This window comes from Marinobacter sp. LV10R510-11A (assembly GCF_900215155.1).
In the GTDB taxonomy this organism is placed as follows: Bacteria; Pseudomonadota; Gammaproteobacteria; order Pseudomonadales; family Oleiphilaceae; genus Marinobacter.
Genome location: NZ_LT907980.1, coordinates 1,876,076 through 1,891,963, shown reverse-complemented (window position 1 = coordinate 1,891,963; position 15,888 = coordinate 1,876,076). Strand labels below are relative to the sequence as shown.

Here is a 15,888-nt window from a genome sequence, read left to right as displayed (position 1 = left end):
AAGGGCACACCCGAAGATGTGCCCTTTTTCGTTGAAATATGGTCGGGACGGAAGGATTTGAACCTTCGACCCCTTGCACCCCATATAAGGACAGCAGCGCGAGCAGCCTTATGATTTCTCAGGGAAACAGGGTGTTTTGGTGGGGTGTAAAATAGGGAATTTCGGCCTTTACAGATCAAAGGGTTACATTACTGTATTGGATTGGGATTATCTTGGTTTCACCCTTCGGCATCTACCATGTCAATGTGACCCGCTAATTCAGGAAAGCCCCTAGCAATCAGCCTCATAGGCTAAAATCACGCGCAGTTAACGCAGGCCCCGCAACTGTGCGCAATCAATGAGTTGCGCCCTGTATATTACAGCGCGATCTGGGTGCCGAGTGTATAGAGGGATTCGAACCCTATAGCGCGACTGGACAGAACCGGACAGATGCGGAACGGCTAGGCTGACCGATGTAGTCAGTGGACCGAAGCGGCCAGTATAGGTCGGAAGATTGCCCCAATTTTGCCCCAAGAATCGTTTTTACACTAAAGGCGCTGTTTTTGCTGGCTGGGCTTGGGGCAATATACAAATTTTGCTAAATCAGCGAAAGTGCGCGGAAAAAATACAGGTCATCTGAGTTGCGGCCGACTATCTCAAGCACAGGGTCCGAGTAACCAGGGAACATCGTCAGCGCAGAGTACTCGTCATTTTCTCGGCGCCATATGAAAGAACACGCTGACATAGAGGCATCGCCCGCCGATGAGTTCCAGCTGATTGGTCGGTAGATAGCTCTCGGCGCGGGGCCAAGATATCGCGTCATCGTTGGATTCTGCTTTTCCTTGGGGAAGGCGATCCGATACGAAAAATACGTGCCCGGCGCCCCGCTATCAAATATATTGCGCGTTAGCGATGGGTAGGTTCCGGTCTGCGGGCCGAAGGCTGCGGGGTTATTGTAAGTTTCCTCCTCATGAACTTTTACCCCGTCTTTCCACACCGCAAAATGCCAAATTACGGTACCTACTCCGCTTCTGGTATACCCATCATCGTCAGCGTCATATTGCCCCGAAGCTGTCGCGCTATCTTCCAGTCGATCTTCAAACAGGCAGCCGGCTACAAAACCAGAGCGGGCATCAATGTATAGATATTCCGGGGTCAGGGACTTCGACTGAACTGTGTCAGAGTAGTTAAAGGTGAACGTCCGAGGTGATCCTCCACTGTTATCAGATCCAGAAAGGGTCTCGGTCGCCACCAGAGCCCGTGAATGGCCCTCACTAATCGCAGCCAGCACCTCGCCTTCGCATAAAATTTTGAACGACCCACTATTTTCAGAAATAGACCACACGCGAGTCTCGCCGTCGGGCTTGTTTAGCCTCACTGGCTCACCATCATTGTCGTAGCCGTCAATGTAGGCTGATGCAGATTCGCTTGTGTTGTAGCTTCTAACCTCAGTGTATTCCGGGCTCAGCAACGTCACACGCTTTTCATCCTCGCCCACCATCTCCACATAGAGTAGCGACTCGTCCGCCTGGGTGTGATAGGTGTCTGTTCGTGATGTAGTGCCGTTTGCCCAATATGGGGCCCGGTCAACTGGAGAGCTAAGATTAACGCTGAGTGGCGTAACAATACGGGTTCCGCTATATGTCGCAGCTACGCTCTCTGTGGTGATCTCGTTATTTGCAAAACGGGTAATCAAGCGCTCGTTAGCAGGGCTGCTCCCGAACACTACGGTTTGCACGCCCTTTTCGCCAGATCCGCTGAAATACATTCCAGAAAGCGGCTGCCACTGGGTGGCGGGGAATTTGTGTTCAGCCAATAGCGTCAGGGGGCCCAAGGCGTAGGTATCGCGGGCGAATGTAAATTCATAAACCCATATTTGATATGCCGAGTTTTCAGCAACCGAATCAGAATAATTGGATAAAGTGACGCGCAGGTATCTCTGGCCATCTCTGTCGTTAAAAGCGGCGCCTTCCACGTAATAGGCATCGGGCGGTAAATCTTCCCTGTAGTCGTTTGAGTCATAGATTCTAGCGTTCTTATAGAACACCCAAGGCCCGCGCACAGGAGAGCCGGGGCCGCCAACATAACGACGCTCATCTTTGCGCGGGTCGCACACTCTGCTTTCGTGACCATGCCAGCTGAGAATGTCCGACTTGTTCCGACCAATCCACGTCCACAAGCCGTACTGTGTATCTTTGCCGCGCTCAAAACTGAACCCGTTTTCTGATTTGTCTGCTATCCATGCGGGGTCTGCTCCAGATTCCGTGCCTAGCGGCGGGTTGATTTCGGCGCCTGCTCCATCGACAAACGGTTTCCCGTAGGTTTTTGACAAGAAGAACGAGAGGCCTAGTGACGGCAGAAAAATAAAATCAAATATTCCGCAGGGTCTTGGCTCCTGCTCAAACCCAATCACCAGGGGGCCGCTTTGCGTGAAGCGAACCAGCACCCGGTCGCCGTCATCGAAGGCGTCACCGTTGCAGTCCATATATTGAATTGGAACCTCTGAGTATAGGTTGAACTTATTGATATTCAGATCCTGTTCGGATGAAAGCGCCTCGGGCAAAGTAATGACACAGGTATCGTTAACAATATTGCTGATGATTCCAACACGGTAGCGTGGGCGCCACTTCTGCACGCCTGGCATTATCGCCGCGTTGAAATACACCTGCTGGCCGGTTTGGGCTTCCCTTGGCATCAGAACCCCGTCTCGTGTCGGGCTGTAGACCGCCTGATCCACATAGCCGGGCTGTATAACGACGCCCTGACGGCCCTCGTCATTGATATCAACTAGGCCTACATCGCCCGCCAGCGCGTCACTGTAATCAGCGCACCAGGCGTCGATCAGCTTGTCTTCCGGGATATTTGCAAGGACACCCCGGCGCTTGAGTAGGCCGAGGTTTTCGGCAATCAATAGATCTCGGGCATAAATCAGCCGGGCAACAGTCCCCCGCTGCGTCATCAGCTTGGTCTGCAGATCCATCATCTGATCGGCGTTGCCTTCCCGGTTATTTCGGTAGGCCGGAATCAGCAGATCAATGGCGCGGGCCAAGTCGCTGACAACTTCTTCGGCCTGAATTACCAGCAGTTTCTGATCGGGCACAGCTATCGCAAGCCCTGCTATGCGCACATTGGTTTTTTCCAGCTCGGCTTTTACGCGATCTACCGCGTATTTAAGCTTTACAGAGTAGAGCCCATCACCTTTATGACTGACAATCTCGCCCTTAGACATTACTCGTCACTGACCTCGCTGAATCGGTCGCTGCCGTTGGCGTAATAGTTTATGTATGAGGCTCTGAACGCGCGCCCTCGGGCATTCACCGTCATACCCGGCTGCAAGAAAAGGTCGGTTTTGCATCGCACGCGATATTTGCCATTGGTCAGGCTGATTGAGCGGATTTCCATTAGTGTACGAGCGCCGTTTTTTAATGGCCCGCCAAGTCTGTACCCGGAGACAGTCATGGTGACATTGGTGGGCCCCTCGTCGTAGCGTGACGTATCGAACCCGACCCGAACCACCTCTTCTGTCTTGGTGGTGCCGTCGCTGAATTTAAAGCCTTGCCGGATCACCAGGTCACCATTGTTTCGATCCTGCAGCGCCTGCAGGTATTGCCCCGCCTCTGGGATCACCGCCTGAACATATACTGAGCGCGGGGCGGCCTGGTTCGTAGCTTGCCAACTTGAGATTGGAATGGTTGTGTCGTCAAGGCCATCTGCCGAGCCGGTCACCGTTAGTGTATAGATTTCCTGAATCGTGGCAACGGGCAGTGCAGCCACCCAATCCTGAAATGCCAAGCCGCTGAAAATGAACGGCAGTGCAGCGTTGATCTGGCCATCAATAGGTTCCGGTAGGTCGATTTGATCTTGAATTAGAACCTCTAATCCAGCCGGAGGGGTTGAGTGGCCAGCGCTATCTGAACCCCACATGACCACGCTGCCATCATATTTAACCGCAATGCCGGTATCTTCCCCAGCGTAGACAGCGGCAACATTACTCAGGCCGACAGGTGGAACCAGGCTTATTGTTCCTGTCCCGTCATATACGTCTTCTTTGCCCCAATGAACAACCGTTCCATCAGACTTGAGAGCCAAGGAAACATTTCGTCCGGCAGCAACCATTACAACATCGGACAGCCCCACCGGTATGCTGAGTTCGCCAACACTATTGGGTCCCCAGCCGATTACCGTTCCATCACTTTTGAGGGCGAGACAATGGCGAGCGAATCCAGATATTTGATAGATGGCAGAAAGTCCGCCCGGCATAGGGCTGTTAGTATCGCCCCACTCCGCTGTTGTTCCATCCGACTTCAAGGCCCATGTAACATCTGTGCCGCAGGCAACCATTACTACATTGTTCAGTCCGGCAGGAACAATGACGCCATTTGACCCACCCCAGGCAACCACTGTCCCATCGGATTTAACGGCTGCTGCATGGCTGTAAGAACCATCTAAATAGACCACGCCTGCAAGACCGACCGGAACGCTCTCTTGACCGTTTCCGGTGGTTGGCGCACCCCAGCCAGTGACAGTTCCATCATCTTGAAGCGCCAAGCCGTAGCCGCGACCGGTCGCAACGTGAATAACACCAGTCAACGACGGCACTGGCAGCAATCCAGAGCCAGCAGAGCCCCAGGCAACCAGGGTGCCGTCCGCTTTTACTGCAAGGGTGCCGTCCTTTTCTGGGGCCGCTGTGGGGGCGGCTGAACCGCTATAAGTAGCCATTAACCACCCACAGAGATGGATGCAAGCGATATGTTCATGGGTACGCCCACGGCAATATTCGGGTCGGTGATGATAAGATCCGCCCCAGACCCAGGGCCACCAGCGGTCAGATAGGCAGACTCAATATTGCCGCCGTCGATCATTCTTGCCCAGCCCGCCAGCCCCGCTGCATCTGTCCCGCTGTCGCCTGCGATAGCGCCGAAGGCTATAACTCCCGCCTCCTCGGTTCCAATGCCGGGCGAAAGCTCAAAGGTCGCCAGTAAGGTGTCTGTGATGGCCTCGCCCATGGACGCAGGAATGGTTCCATCGTATAGCTGGATGGTTGGGTTTGCTCCGCCCCCGGTGCTTAGATCCGTAAGCAGTGCCTGCGCCGCCGCAGATCTAGCCGATGTTCTCAGTTTCATTGGTCTAGCCGCCTTTCCACGAAGATTCTGAGATGAACAGTGTTTTCGCCTGGCGTGAACTGGTCGGGCGCCCCAAGAAAGCAGCCTTCCCGACAGGAGACGATCAGACGGCTGTACGCTTTCACCATGCGGGCAACGTTATCAGCCTGGCCGCGACTGGCAGGCCGCCACTCAATGTCCAGCGTTCTGTCTGCATCTGAATAGCCGAAATCGTTAACAGAGGCCCCACCGTCCAGCGTGGCTACCCGAGAATTTCGCCGTCCAAATTGAGACAGGCCGGATTGGTCTGGATCATCTATTATTTCGCTTCCGTCAATATCAAAAATAGGCGCATTGATTGTCAGCATCACTGTTCCTCTTTAGTGGCATCTAACCGGGCCTGAATCTCTTTCAAAAGCTGAATCATGAAATCTTCCAGCTTTGGGTTAAGTGACTCGCCACTCACAACGATAGTGCTGCTCATCAGTTAAGCCCCAGCAGCATCTCTTCGCCGTCTGCGTTCACGCGAAGCTGAATCGTTCTTAATATCTCGAACATGAAGGCCTCCAGGTGAGGCTGAAGCCCTGCGCCATCGACTTTGATAAGCGCGTCACCCCGTTTCAGGTTTTCGGTTTTCTGCTTAATATTGTCAACCTGTGCCTGTGTCAGTTTGCTTTGGTCGTCCATCGCCTGCTTACGGAGTTCGTTCTCTTTCTTGATCTGGCTGGCTATATCGAGCTGCGTCATTCGGGATGCGTCATCAATTCCGCCAAACAGCTTTCCGATCAGGTCGCCGGTGCTGGCGAATGTCTCGCCTATGGTTTTTGCAATGGCCTCTACGCGCTTTGCGCCGGCTTCGACTTCGGCAATGTTGAGAGATACCTTGGCCTCAATGAGTTTTATTTTCTCATCTGAGTTCAGTTCCAGAAGCTTGAGGCGGTAGGCTTCAGTTTCCTCTACAACCTTCTCAGTTTTCTTTGCGGCATCATCCAGCGACTTGTTCGATTTAACGATGGTGCCGGAGAAGCTGTTGATCTTCCCGGTGGTTTCGTCATAGCCCAACTGCAGAGATTTGTTGTTGTCGGATAGCTCTTTGGTTGTTTTCGAGATCTCGCCAAGGGCGCCACCGCTCTCGCTGATTTGCCGGTTAAGATCCTCAACGGCACCGGTTGTCTCGCGCTGAGAATTGGTGAATTCTTCTGTATTCTTTGAATTCTCGACCAGTTGCGCAGCGTAAAGGTTGAACTCTTTGCGCTGCTCTTCCGTCATCTCAGTGGTGTAGCCCATGGTTCCGCCGAGAGCCTTATTCATCTCGTCGTAACGCTTGGACACACCTCTCAGCTCTTCGGTTTCATCCGCCAGCTTTTTAACTTCGCCCGTGAGCGGTGCAAACTGCGCGTTGATTTTGGCGATTTCGTCGGCGTTGAATTGGTCATAGAGCCACCCGCCAATGGTGCCGCCAAACGCCTCTTCCATCGGGCCAATGATGTATTCGTTGATTAGCGTACCAACGCCATAGCCGCCAGCCAGTGCCAGCCCTACGAGCCCGCCCTTTCCGGCCACTCCCGCGATTGCACGTACTGCGCCAAGGTTGCCGATCAGAGCCCTGAAGCCCTGAGCCCCCGCGAGGGCAGTGAGGCCGGTGCCAACGGAATCAAGGCCAGTCCCAAGCCCGCCGATAACCGGCAATAACGTATCAACGGTTTTGGAAAGGCCGAGCAATTCGCCAACGCTGCGTTTTGTGGCTTCGTCCAGATCCTCGAACTCCGTAATGCCCTTTCCGATTGCATCGAACAACGGGCTTAAACCATCTACTATGCCAGCAGAGATGGTCACTAGAGCGGTAAATGCGTCCACGACTCTCTGCAGTGCAGACTCAAGCCCCTCAACCGTGCCCAGGTCAATGTCACCAAAAACAGCAGTAAACGCACCGCCAAGCTCATCGCCCAAATCGCCAAAGGAGGACAGGAACTTCGAGAAATCCAGCCCCTCAAAAGCTTCCGGAAGGTTCTTTGCTATTACCTCAACCTGCTGAGCAAATGACTCCATGCCGTTTCTGAGCGCTTCAAACAATACGTCTGCGTTGTCGCCCTGGGCAGCCTCGCGGAAAGAATCGAGCAGGCCGGTCGTGGCCTTGGTTACTTCTTTCGTCTGGTCAATGTACTCAAGGCCAATGGTGGCAGCGGTCGTAGTAAAGGACGCTTTAAGCTGGTTTAGAGCAAAATCAGCGGATTGAGTTTTGACATTAAACTCTTCGATGGCCGAGCCACTAGACTCCATGGCTACTTTTAGGATTTCCTCTGATCTTTTTGTGCCATTTAGCACCGCAAGAAACCGGCTCATTTGCTCGGCGCCAGCAATTATTGTGGCGACCCTTGCCTTTTCGTTGTTATCCAGTCCTTGTGTTGCTTCGATCAGGTCGTAAAGAACATCCTTTGTGTTCCTGCGAACGCCATCCACTTCAAGCTGGATACCCAACTCATCCTTCAGAAGGCCGAGCCGTTCACCGGTCGGTTTTATCAAGTTGCTGATGGCTGTCTTCAGTGCGTTGGCTGACTCAGAGCCTGATCGTGTAACTTCAACCATCGGGGTCAGTAGCGCTGCAGTTTCTTCAAATGACAGGCCCAAGGCTTTCGCGACGGGGCTTAGTATTTTAAAGCCATCGCCAAGCTCAGATACTGACGCGCCTGCTTTGTTGGAGACTCCGTTCAGAATGTCCAGCAAGCGGGCCGCTTCCGACGCTGGCGCCTGAAACCCTGCCAGGGTGCCGATCAGAAGTTCGCTAGCCTCAACAGTCGAAAGATCAGCGGCGTTAACAGCCAGAAGTGATTGCTCGACTAGGAATAGCGAGTCTTTTATGTCGTAGCCGGCCTGCCTATAATCTGCAGCGCTCTGTATGACCAGCGAGGCACTGACGCCAAACTTGCTGGACATGTCCGAGAACACATCACTGTAGTCAGACGCGCTGCCTTCGCTTTCATCCATGACCTTCTGAAGGTCAATCAAGGCAGCTTCGAATGTAACCGCTTCCTTCGTTGCGAACGCAAGCGCGGCGACTCCCAGGGCCGCCAGCGCCAGATCAAGCTTTAATATTGAATCGGTAACGCTGGCGAGTGGGCCGGTAATGCTGCCAACTTGTCCTTCGAGCTTGCCCAGGCCCCTTCCCACGGAGCTTATGGCACCGCCCGTGTTATCGATACCTCCAAAGATGATCTCGACTGTTCTTGATACGGTGGCCATCTTTTCTCCGGGCATGAAAAAACCCCGCCGTGGCGAGGTTCTGTTTGATTCGAGGTTTTAGCGGCAGATGTTGTCTCGGTGCCGCTCCAAGTCTTTTATTTTTTGTTCGTGGTGGTTCTTTTCGCTGATCGTGAGACCTTGCATCTTTGCGTTATGAAATCTCTCGTTTGCGCTTTTTAGGCGGTCTTTTACCCCAGTGCACACATAATCAGGGCTGTCCTTATCGCTACTGCGGGCTACATCGACTGCATCCCTGTAGCGCTCTTTGGCCCTCTCGTAAGCCTGTTCCTGTTTGCGGCTTTCAAGGTCGCGGGCCTGCCGGATAATGTCGGATTCAGAGTTTCCATATTGCCGGCCTGAGCCCATGGCGCCCGGGCTGCTCTCCCGGATCTCCACTTGCTGCTTTTCTCCAGGTGGCGGTTGACTGCCAAAATGAACTTGGCCGCTGGCGTCCGTCCATTTATAGACTCCAGCCATGGCGGGAAATGAAAGGGATATGAGTAAAGCCAGAATCAGGCGCATGAGTGCCTCCGTGTCATGTTTCGACTGAGGATAGCACAGCAATCACCTCTGGCTCTTTTACCACATGCCCCAAAGGTTGATTTCGCAGTCCGTGAGATAGCCCTCTGGAAATACATCAGGCCGGCTCTCATAGAGATACCGGCCCTTCCTGTCCGCAAGGGCTAGGCTTGCTTGGATGCTTGGGTTTTCCCAGAGGGCTTTTGCTTTACCTGGGCCTGTTGCCCCTTGCCAGTCAGCTCCATGATCTTGTTGGCCATAATGCTGAACTCAACCGGGAACACTTCGGCCAGTTTGGCCACGTCCGCCAGTTCCAGCTTTGGGTCAACCGTGGCAAGGCGCACATGCTCAAGGCGCTTTGCAAGCGCTGCAGGAACGTCTTGGTGGTAGCCAATACCGTCCATGATGGCGCCGACCTTTTCCTTGCCGGCGCCAGCCAGCCGTTCAACCAGATCGGATAGCAACTTTCCCTTTGATGCAGATTCTTCAGCTTCGGCAAGCTCGTGCGCAGTCAGCCCACGCACGATTACCTTGCCATCACCAAAGCCAGACTCGGCCAGAGCATCCAGCGTGACTTCCGTTTCACGCGGGACAAAGCTCGCCTTCTGGAAGGCTTTGAGATCCAGCATTATGCAGCCACATCAGAGCCGTCAGACTCAGGCGAGATGGTGCAGGATGCCTGGATCTCATCACCGGCCGGGAAGGTGCGGCTGATGCCAAGCTTGCCCTGATCCAGACGGTAGGCGCTCTGAAACTTGTTCGGGAAGAACTTGAACCATAGGGTTTCGTTCTTCAGCCGCACAAGCGCGTCACTGATGCCGTCGTTCAGGTAGGCGGTAAAGCTGCCCTGGTTCAGCGTTGAACTGGTGGAGCCCAAAGTTGTGCCGTAGATCTGGGTTGAGCTTGTGGAGTGAGAGGTTTCCGCAGGCACGTAATCGGTGCCTTTTGGAACATCCGCAAAGATCGGCTCGGCAAAGCTTGCGTAGACGCTCTTCGACTTGGTTCCAGTGTGGATGATCGGCAGGGCAGAGTTGAAAACCACGTTCCCGTTTCGGTAATCCACTTCGTAAATCGGGAAGTCGTAGCGCTCTTGGTGAAGCCCCACAACTTGGAATATGTCGGATGCCTTGGCCGGGGCGGCGGCCTTGACTGAGTAGCGAACCTGACCAACCTCAATCTTACCGACTGCAATCAAAGGCGGGCCACCGGCAGATCCTCGGGCGCCGAAAGCGCTTCCTTCGGTGCCTGCGGTCGTGCTGATGGTGCCTGTAGCGTCCACGGTGATCGAGTGCACGATGTGCGTGGATGTTGATGCTCTTGCGCACATCAGTGCGGATTCAGCCGATGCCGCAACCGCTACGCCAGCAACGTAAGCCGTGAGCGCAGAAACGTCCACGGTGTTGCTAGCGCCGGCTGACCCGGGCGAAACAGCGCCGCCATTGATCAGGCCGTCAGGGCGGATGACCGGCTCAAAGCCTGAGCGGCGCGACCAGAGCTCTGCGCCTGATTCGAAGGTTGTGGCGTCTCCAGAATCGGACAGGGCTGCAAGCGCCGACTGGTTCTGACCGCCCTCATATTGGATCTTTGCATTTTCAGCGTTTGCCATGATCTTTTCTCCGGGTGCTGATGCCCATTAGCGGGCGGTTTACGATGAATTTCAGGCACAAAAAAAGCCGCTCGAGGGCGGCCTGATCTGAGGGTTTTGGTTTATTGGGTGAACGGATCGCCGTTCTGGGTTTCGAAGGTCAGGTCAAGCTTGAGCCCGCACCCTGTTACTTTCAGGCCGGGCTCGGGGGTCAGGGGCAGAAAGGATGCTTCACTCATTGATTGAGCGAGGCCGTTCAGTGTTGGCTCAAACTGGCCGTTTTTCATGAAAACGCTGGTCACCGCCTGGGCATACATGGCGCCGGCCGCTTCCGCAGGATGGCCAGCAACTTTAAGTTTCACGAACTCAACGGTTACTTCCATGGTGTGCTGAAGGCTGCCATACCTGGTGCGGGCCGTTTCCTGTTCGCCGTCCCACACGCAGATAAATTCGTCCTCGTCGGCGTATTGTTCCCGGCGAAGTACAGGCGTGGAGATCAGGGGCGATAGCCGCGCCATGACTTCCTGCACGATCTGCTCTCGGATAGTTTTCGGCATTACAAAAGCCCTCGGTTAATAAGTCCGACTTGCCGGTCTAGCTCTTTCAGCATGGCTTCGGCGGCGGTCTCCTCGGCTTTCTGGGCGAGGCCTGGTGTTTTCTGGTAAATAACGGGAACAGCTGGGCCGCTCTTGGCTCTGAGGGGAGTTCGGCCATCATACTGAGGGCTTCCTATGTCACGCTCGTATACACCCTTGGTGCCGCCTGTACCGAGTTTAGCGATGAACGAATGCCTGTAGCGCTCGCGGCCTTCGTCTTTCCAGAGCTTGAACGTGACGCCTTTTTTAGTCTGACGTGCGCCGAAATGAATTAGCGGTGTGGATCCACCCTTAATTACAACCTTGGCGGACATGCCGCTAAGGCTGGTGAAGTAAACCGAAGTCTTCTCTCGAATGCGCTTCTTGGTCAGGTTGGCCTTTTGGGCCATTCCATCGACTGCGGCCTTTCGGCCCTTCTTTGCGCCGAGATTTATCGAGCGGTACAAGGCTTTCTGGGAGCCTTGCCGATACGCCGCCAGCAAGTTGAGCGTATCGCGCAGGCTGGCCGGGTCGATTCTTACTGTTGGATCGCTCATTGCTCGCTCACCACCACCTGAATTGTATAGCCGTCATTCGCAATTTTACTCTCGACTTGCCAGACAGTTGGGCCTATGTGGATTTGATCGCGCTTTTTGAGATTGCCCACGTCTTCTGTCAGAAGCTCTGCTTCGTCACGCAGCTCGAATGTTTCAGTCTCGCCAGCGCTAACGGCCTGTACATCTCGGGAAATGTGAACCAGCACGTTGGCAACGGTCGAGCCGTCGTACCGGTAAAGGTCGGCCAGGACGCCCATGGATTTCAGTATCCTCCGGGCGGATTTCTTGAATTGTCGATCGCTCATAATGGTTCTCCGCAAACTGAAACAGCCCCTCGGAAGGGGCTGCTTGGATTTGCAGACAGGTCTGCAGGTTTACAGAGATCAGCCGGTCAGCTTCACAACTGCGTTGGGACGGGTGCACAGGAACAGTGGGTTGGACTGAGATTCCAGCGCCATCCCTTTGTTCATCGCCAGCGGCTCTGCTTTGGTGTAGTAAGGCAGGCCATTGGTGCCAACGGTCTCCATGTAGTTGGCTGGAGCAAAGCGACCAATGAACAGATCGGGCACGCCCTCGGGAATGGCATACGCCTCTCCGTCAGCCACGAACTTAGTGCTGCCCACTTGTCCGCGATACTGCTCAAAGGTGCAGCCGCCAAACTCGAAGCCTCCGCGTACATCGTCGCGCAGAGCTGCGCCATCCTGCCAGCGGGCATAAGCCTCTTTCACAGAGTCGTGGCCTACCAGGTTCTTGAAGTAGGTGCGGCCGCAAACCACGCGAACGCCCGTGAACGACACACCTTTAAGCTCATCCTCGATCTTATCGAGAAGCTCCAGAACTTTTGTCTGTACCTTGGTGCCAGCGGTACCCAACACCAGAGAGTGGGTAACCTGAGAGATACCAAACGAGGTGAATGTGTTCAGCAGCGGGGTTGATCCGTCTGCGTCCATGATGATGCCCTTCACAGCGCCAATTTTCAGGTGCTCCATGGTGGCGTCCAGCTGTTGGCGATGCTTCGCCTGCCGCTTCGCGACATAGTTTGCAACCGCTTCTACCTCGGATTCGGTACCAAACGCCCGCAGGCTCTGGATCTCGTCAGCCATTACCGTAGAGCGCTGTGGCAGGTGCAAGGTGTTGAACGGAATCAAGCTGCGGCGATCTTCATTCACAACCAGCCCGGGCGCGCCGCGATCCGCTGCAGGAACCAGTGCCAGGGTTGCGCCATCCTTCTCGATGCTGAGATGGGTGGTGTTAATGCCTTCGTTGTTGAACAGGCCCAGGGCGCCAAGGCGGCCCGGAACGTGTGGTGTTTCCATGATGGCGGCGGTCAGCGATTGCAGGCTGAACGCGTCATCATTGAAAATATCAAGTGTAGCCATGGTAGAACTCCTGATTTCAGTTTCGTTTCAGCGGCTGTGGGCTGAACCGTTTAAGCGGTTAGGTCTGGTTAGCGGGAAATGATGCCGGCAGCGGCCAGATCGGCGATTGCGTCGGCGTCAGCGCCGGTCAGCAATACTTCGGAAACCTCTGCATCCCGGGCGATAACCGCAGCGGACACGTCAGCGGCAGAACCATCAGCAGGGCCGTAGAGAACCACTGCTGCTGTCTCGGTGCCGTTTGTGGCGCCGGATGCGTAGGCGGTGTGCTTGCCGGATGCGGTGACAACGCCAAGTACCTGGCCTGGCAGGTAAGGCCCGCCGGTCAAGGTGACGCTTTCGCGGGAACGCTCGCCGTTAGCTTCTGATACCAGAAATTCACCGGCACGGACTGTTGCAGTGCTCATATATAACCTCCAGGGTTATGCTTGATTATTCAGTTGGGAATAAGCCTTTTTGAAGTCAGGCTGCTTGCTGTTGCCCGGGCCGGGCGCGTGATGATGATCCAAGTCTTTATCTGCCAAAGCTTTCGCCTCAGCGATAGCAGACCGGATCATCTGGGTTGGATCGTTCAGGTGCTTGAGCATAATTTCGGAGTCAACGCCTGACGCCTTGGCGATGTCCTCCACGTCCTTCGCCATCCGGATTCGAGCCTCAACGGTCGCAATCGGAAGCTTCTCTTTTGACATGGCAACCGCCAGCGATTCCAAGCCAGCGGTAGCGCAGAGATCGATCACCTGGTCCGCTGTTGCTGCTGTCGGATTGCGGAGCGCTTCGAGCTGGCTGGTGATGTCGTCAATCTGGGAGCCGAGCGCCGTGATTGCCTCGTCCTTAATGGTGACAAGAGCCGTGGCGGCTTCTGCCTCAGCTTTGGCCGCGCGGATCTGGCCCTGCATTTCGAGCTGTTGCTTGAACTGGGCTGGGTCGGCGCTGGCAACGGCTTTCAGCTTGGCGTCCTTGTGGGTAGCCAGGCCCCATTCGATGGCCTCGTCAGCACCCATGTAAACGTCACCGCGATCGAGCAGGGCGTTTATCTCGTCTGCCGTTTTCCCGGTACCGGCGACATAGGCTTCAACCAAGGAGGCATCGATGGCGCCGATTCCCTTGGAGTGCTCTTCCATTTCCTTGGCACTGTAGAAGCCGACCATCAGCGTAGATGCACGATGAGTCATGACACTGGTGCCGATACCCATGGTGCGGGTGTCTCCCGCCAGCATGATGATGGTGGCGATACTGGCCGCCATGCCGGTGACCTTAACGTGTACCTCAGCGTTATGGCTTTTGAGGTAGTTCATGATCCGCACGCCAGAAGCTACGTCACCACCTGGGCTGTTGATCTCCAGATCAATTCGATCCAGCTCGCCAAGCGCTTCCACTGCCTCAATGAATTCCCGGGCGGGCTTTTCGCCGGTAAAGTCTGATATCCAATCTGGCGCCCAATCGGAGCCGATCGCTCGGTCAATAATTACCTTGGCCGTCCGATCTCCGGAAGCCTGTGCTTTGAACCATTGCATGGTTTATTCCTCTTCGGTGACGCCCGCTGTTTTGAGCATGTCGGCTTTGCGTTTTTTGGCTGTGACGTTGGCTTGCTGCACATCAACGGCGCGATATCCGCGCTTGGCCACGGCTGCATCCAGGCTTTCAAGATCGTTTTCAATCTCTTTAACCGTCGCGGCCACGTCTTGGGTTGGGTGAATGTGCGGCCAGCGCTGGGTGCGCCAATCACGGCGGTTGTAATCGTCGTACTTGTCGGCATAACCAGGGGCGCGAATTGCTCCGGAGAGCACGGCCGCATCTGTAAACCAGAAGCCGACCCTTTCGCAGATCTGATGGATGGTCAGGTGATCCTGAGCTGTCTCGATCTCGCGGCGATATTCAGTAATCATGGCCCGATAGGTTCGGTCGTTGATGTTCGACCAGTCACCGGTGACCAGTTCGTATAGTGACTTCGCGCCGCCAGCGATGGAAAGTAGCTGTTGGCGCTGGAAGTCGCTGTATCCGGAGCCGGTGTTATCCCCATCAAAGAGGTTCATCTTTTCGCCGGCCGCACCGGTTAGGATGGTTCCGGGCTGGGCATTCACCTCAGGCAGTGGATCGTCATCAGCTACCGGCTCGCCGGTGATGGGGTCAAAGTTCCAGTCTTGGTCGTTGGTGTAGTCTTTTTGCAGAAACCCTGTGAAGGGCGCGCGGGTCTCTTTGCGTACAAGTTCGCTGTCTTCATAGCTGTCGTATGTTTTGGCGCGCAGTAGTGACTGAACAATGTCTGGCTCCCCCCGAACCTGGCCTGGGCGAAGCGGCGAGTAATGGTGAATGATCTGGCTCGCCCGAATCCGGATAAGCCGGTTCAGTGCCATCATGCCCGCATCTTGCGGATGCTCCGGATACATCCAGACCGCGACGAACTGGCCTCGCTTGTTGAACTCCTTGCCCGCAATAATTCGGTTGCCGTTCTTCAGATCCTGATTCAGTGTTTCAGGTACGTGATCCGGCTCAATGATCTGCAGCTGCACAGGAACTGTCATCCCGAAAGAGGCGGGGCGTGAGCGCAATCGAATGAACACCTCGCCTGAGGTGCGGCGGCAACGAACGGCTTGGGCAAGCTGCCCATAGAAATCCAGCGCACCATCTGGGGCTGACATTCCAGTCCATGGGAGCCAGAGCTTTGCTATGGAGTCGTTGAAATCAGTCTGGCTTGATTCGAATATCGGGGTAATCCCGGTACCGACTTCGTTGACCACGTTGCGGGTGATGGCCCGCTCGATCCATGCGTTGTTCCGGAAACTCTGGCGGGCGCGATTTCTCAGCGTGCTCAGTGAGCCATTTAGCGCACGATTGGGGCCACTGGCGGGAGCGTTCCAGCCTGTGGCACGGCGGCCATGGGTAGCGCCTTCGTAAGCCTGAGCTCGGGTGGTCATTACCTGGCCGGACTGAACTCTGATTCTTGGCTTACTCATA

General features: G+C 55.0%; 15 protein-coding genes. All 15 read right to left on the bottom strand.

Features of this window, described 5'->3' with window-relative positions:
* Positions 1-577: 577 nt before the first annotated feature.
* Entirely contained in the window at positions 578-3,208 is a 2,631-nt protein-coding gene (locus CPH80_RS09065; protein WP_096277092.1) for a hypothetical protein, read from the bottom strand.
* Positions 3,208-4,698, bottom strand: coding sequence for an RCC1 domain-containing protein (locus CPH80_RS09060; RefSeq protein ID WP_096277090.1), 1,491 nt, complete (start codon positions 4,696-4,698; stop codon positions 3,208-3,210). The genes CPH80_RS09065 and CPH80_RS09060 overlap by 1 nt, the downstream gene beginning before the upstream one ends.
* On the bottom strand, positions 4,698-5,102 hold the full coding sequence (locus CPH80_RS09055; protein WP_096277088.1) for a hypothetical protein: 405 nt from the start codon (positions 5,100-5,102) through the stop codon (positions 4,698-4,700). The genes CPH80_RS09060 and CPH80_RS09055 overlap by 1 nt, the downstream gene beginning before the upstream one ends.
* Positions 5,099-5,449, bottom strand: a complete 351-nt coding sequence (locus tag CPH80_RS09050) for a hypothetical protein (RefSeq protein ID WP_096277086.1) — start codon at positions 5,447-5,449, stop codon at positions 5,099-5,101. Before CPH80_RS09050 ends, CPH80_RS09055 begins: the two co-directional genes overlap by 4 nt.
* A 115-nt stretch (positions 5,450-5,564) precedes the next feature.
* On the bottom strand, positions 5,565-8,336 hold the full coding sequence (locus CPH80_RS09045) for a phage tail tape measure protein (protein WP_096277084.1): 2,772 nt from the start codon (positions 8,334-8,336) through the stop codon (positions 5,565-5,567).
* A 42-nt stretch (positions 8,337-8,378) separates the two neighbouring features.
* Complete coding sequence (locus tag CPH80_RS09040) at positions 8,379-8,843, bottom strand: DUF4124 domain-containing protein (protein ID WP_096277082.1); 465 nt, start codon at positions 8,841-8,843, stop codon at positions 8,379-8,381.
* A gap of 161 nt (positions 8,844-9,004) precedes the next feature.
* Positions 9,005-9,469, bottom strand: coding sequence for a hypothetical protein (locus tag CPH80_RS09035; protein WP_096277080.1), 465 nt, complete (start codon positions 9,467-9,469; stop codon positions 9,005-9,007).
* Positions 9,469-10,446, bottom strand: coding sequence for a hypothetical protein (locus CPH80_RS09030; protein WP_096277079.1), 978 nt, complete (start codon positions 10,444-10,446; stop codon positions 9,469-9,471). Before CPH80_RS09030 ends, CPH80_RS09035 begins: the two co-directional genes overlap by 1 nt.
* A gap of 101 nt (positions 10,447-10,547) precedes the next feature.
* A complete protein-coding gene (locus CPH80_RS09025; protein WP_096277077.1) occupies positions 10,548-10,982 on the bottom strand; it encodes a hypothetical protein in 435 nt (144 codons plus the stop codon).
* Positions 10,982-11,557 carry a phage tail protein gene (locus CPH80_RS09020; protein WP_096277075.1) on the bottom strand — a complete coding sequence of 192 codons (576 nt, stop codon included), beginning with the start codon at positions 11,555-11,557 and terminating at the stop codon, positions 10,982-10,984. Before CPH80_RS09020 ends, CPH80_RS09025 begins: the two co-directional genes overlap by 1 nt.
* A complete protein-coding gene (locus tag CPH80_RS09015) occupies positions 11,554-11,862 on the bottom strand; it encodes a hypothetical protein (RefSeq protein WP_157746877.1) in 309 nt (102 codons plus the stop codon). Before CPH80_RS09015 ends, CPH80_RS09020 begins: the two co-directional genes overlap by 4 nt.
* 78 nt (positions 11,863-11,940) lie before the next feature.
* Positions 11,941-12,936 (bottom strand): major capsid protein, encoded by a 996-nt coding sequence (locus CPH80_RS09010; protein ID WP_096277071.1) that lies wholly within the window; start codon positions 12,934-12,936, stop codon positions 11,941-11,943.
* A 68-nt stretch (positions 12,937-13,004) separates the two neighbouring features.
* A complete protein-coding gene (locus CPH80_RS09005) occupies positions 13,005-13,340 on the bottom strand; it encodes a head decoration protein (protein WP_096277069.1) in 336 nt (111 codons plus the stop codon).
* Between the two features lie 15 nt (positions 13,341-13,355).
* Complete coding sequence (locus CPH80_RS09000; RefSeq protein ID WP_096277067.1) at positions 13,356-14,447, bottom strand: head maturation protease, ClpP-related; 1,092 nt, start codon at positions 14,445-14,447, stop codon at positions 13,356-13,358.
* A gap of 3 nt (positions 14,448-14,450) precedes the next feature.
* A complete protein-coding gene (locus CPH80_RS08995; protein ID WP_096277065.1) occupies positions 14,451-15,887 on the bottom strand; it encodes a phage portal protein in 1,437 nt (478 codons plus the stop codon).
* Position 15,888: the final 1 nt, after the last annotated feature.

Bases quoted from the DNA above. Each gene is read 5' to 3' on its own strand.
- CPH80_RS09065 (WP_096277092.1), bottom strand. From the start codon at position 3,208: ATGTCTAAGGGCGAGATTGTCAGTCATAAAGGTGATGGGCTCTACTCT.
- CPH80_RS09060 (WP_096277090.1), bottom strand. From the start codon at position 4,698: ATGGCTACTTATAGCGGTTCAGCCGCCCCCACAGCGGCCCCAGAAAAG.
- CPH80_RS09055 (WP_096277088.1), bottom strand. From the start codon at position 5,102: ATGAAACTGAGAACATCGGCTAGATCTGCGGCGGCGCAGGCACTGCTT.
- CPH80_RS09050 (WP_096277086.1), bottom strand. From the start codon at position 5,449: ATGCTGACAATCAATGCGCCTATTTTTGATATTGACGGAAGCGAAATA.
- CPH80_RS09045 (WP_096277084.1), bottom strand. From the start codon at position 8,336: ATGCCCGGAGAAAAGATGGCCACCGTATCAAGAACAGTCGAGATCATC.
- CPH80_RS09040 (WP_096277082.1), bottom strand. From the start codon at position 8,843: ATGCGCCTGATTCTGGCTTTACTCATATCCCTTTCATTTCCCGCCATG.
- CPH80_RS09035 (WP_096277080.1), bottom strand. From the start codon at position 9,469: ATGCTGGATCTCAAAGCCTTCCAGAAGGCGAGCTTTGTCCCGCGTGAA.
- CPH80_RS09030 (WP_096277079.1), bottom strand. From the start codon at position 10,446: ATGGCAAACGCTGAAAATGCAAAGATCCAATATGAGGGCGGTCAGAAC.
- CPH80_RS09025 (WP_096277077.1), bottom strand. From the start codon at position 10,982: ATGCCGAAAACTATCCGAGAGCAGATCGTGCAGGAAGTCATGGCGCGG.
- CPH80_RS09020 (WP_096277075.1), bottom strand. From the start codon at position 11,557: ATGAGCGATCCAACAGTAAGAATCGACCCGGCCAGCCTGCGCGATACG.
- CPH80_RS09015 (WP_157746877.1), bottom strand. From the start codon at position 11,862: ATGAGCGATCGACAATTCAAGAAATCCGCCCGGAGGATACTGAAATCC.
- CPH80_RS09010 (WP_096277071.1), bottom strand. From the start codon at position 12,936: ATGGCTACACTTGATATTTTCAATGATGACGCGTTCAGCCTGCAATCG.
- CPH80_RS09005 (WP_096277069.1), bottom strand. From the start codon at position 13,340: ATGAGCACTGCAACAGTCCGTGCCGGTGAATTTCTGGTATCAGAAGCT.
- CPH80_RS09000 (WP_096277067.1), bottom strand. From the start codon at position 14,447: ATGCAATGGTTCAAAGCACAGGCTTCCGGAGATCGGACGGCCAAGGTA.
- CPH80_RS08995 (WP_096277065.1), bottom strand. From the start codon at position 15,887: ATGAGTAAGCCAAGAATCAGAGTTCAGTCCGGCCAGGTAATGACCACC.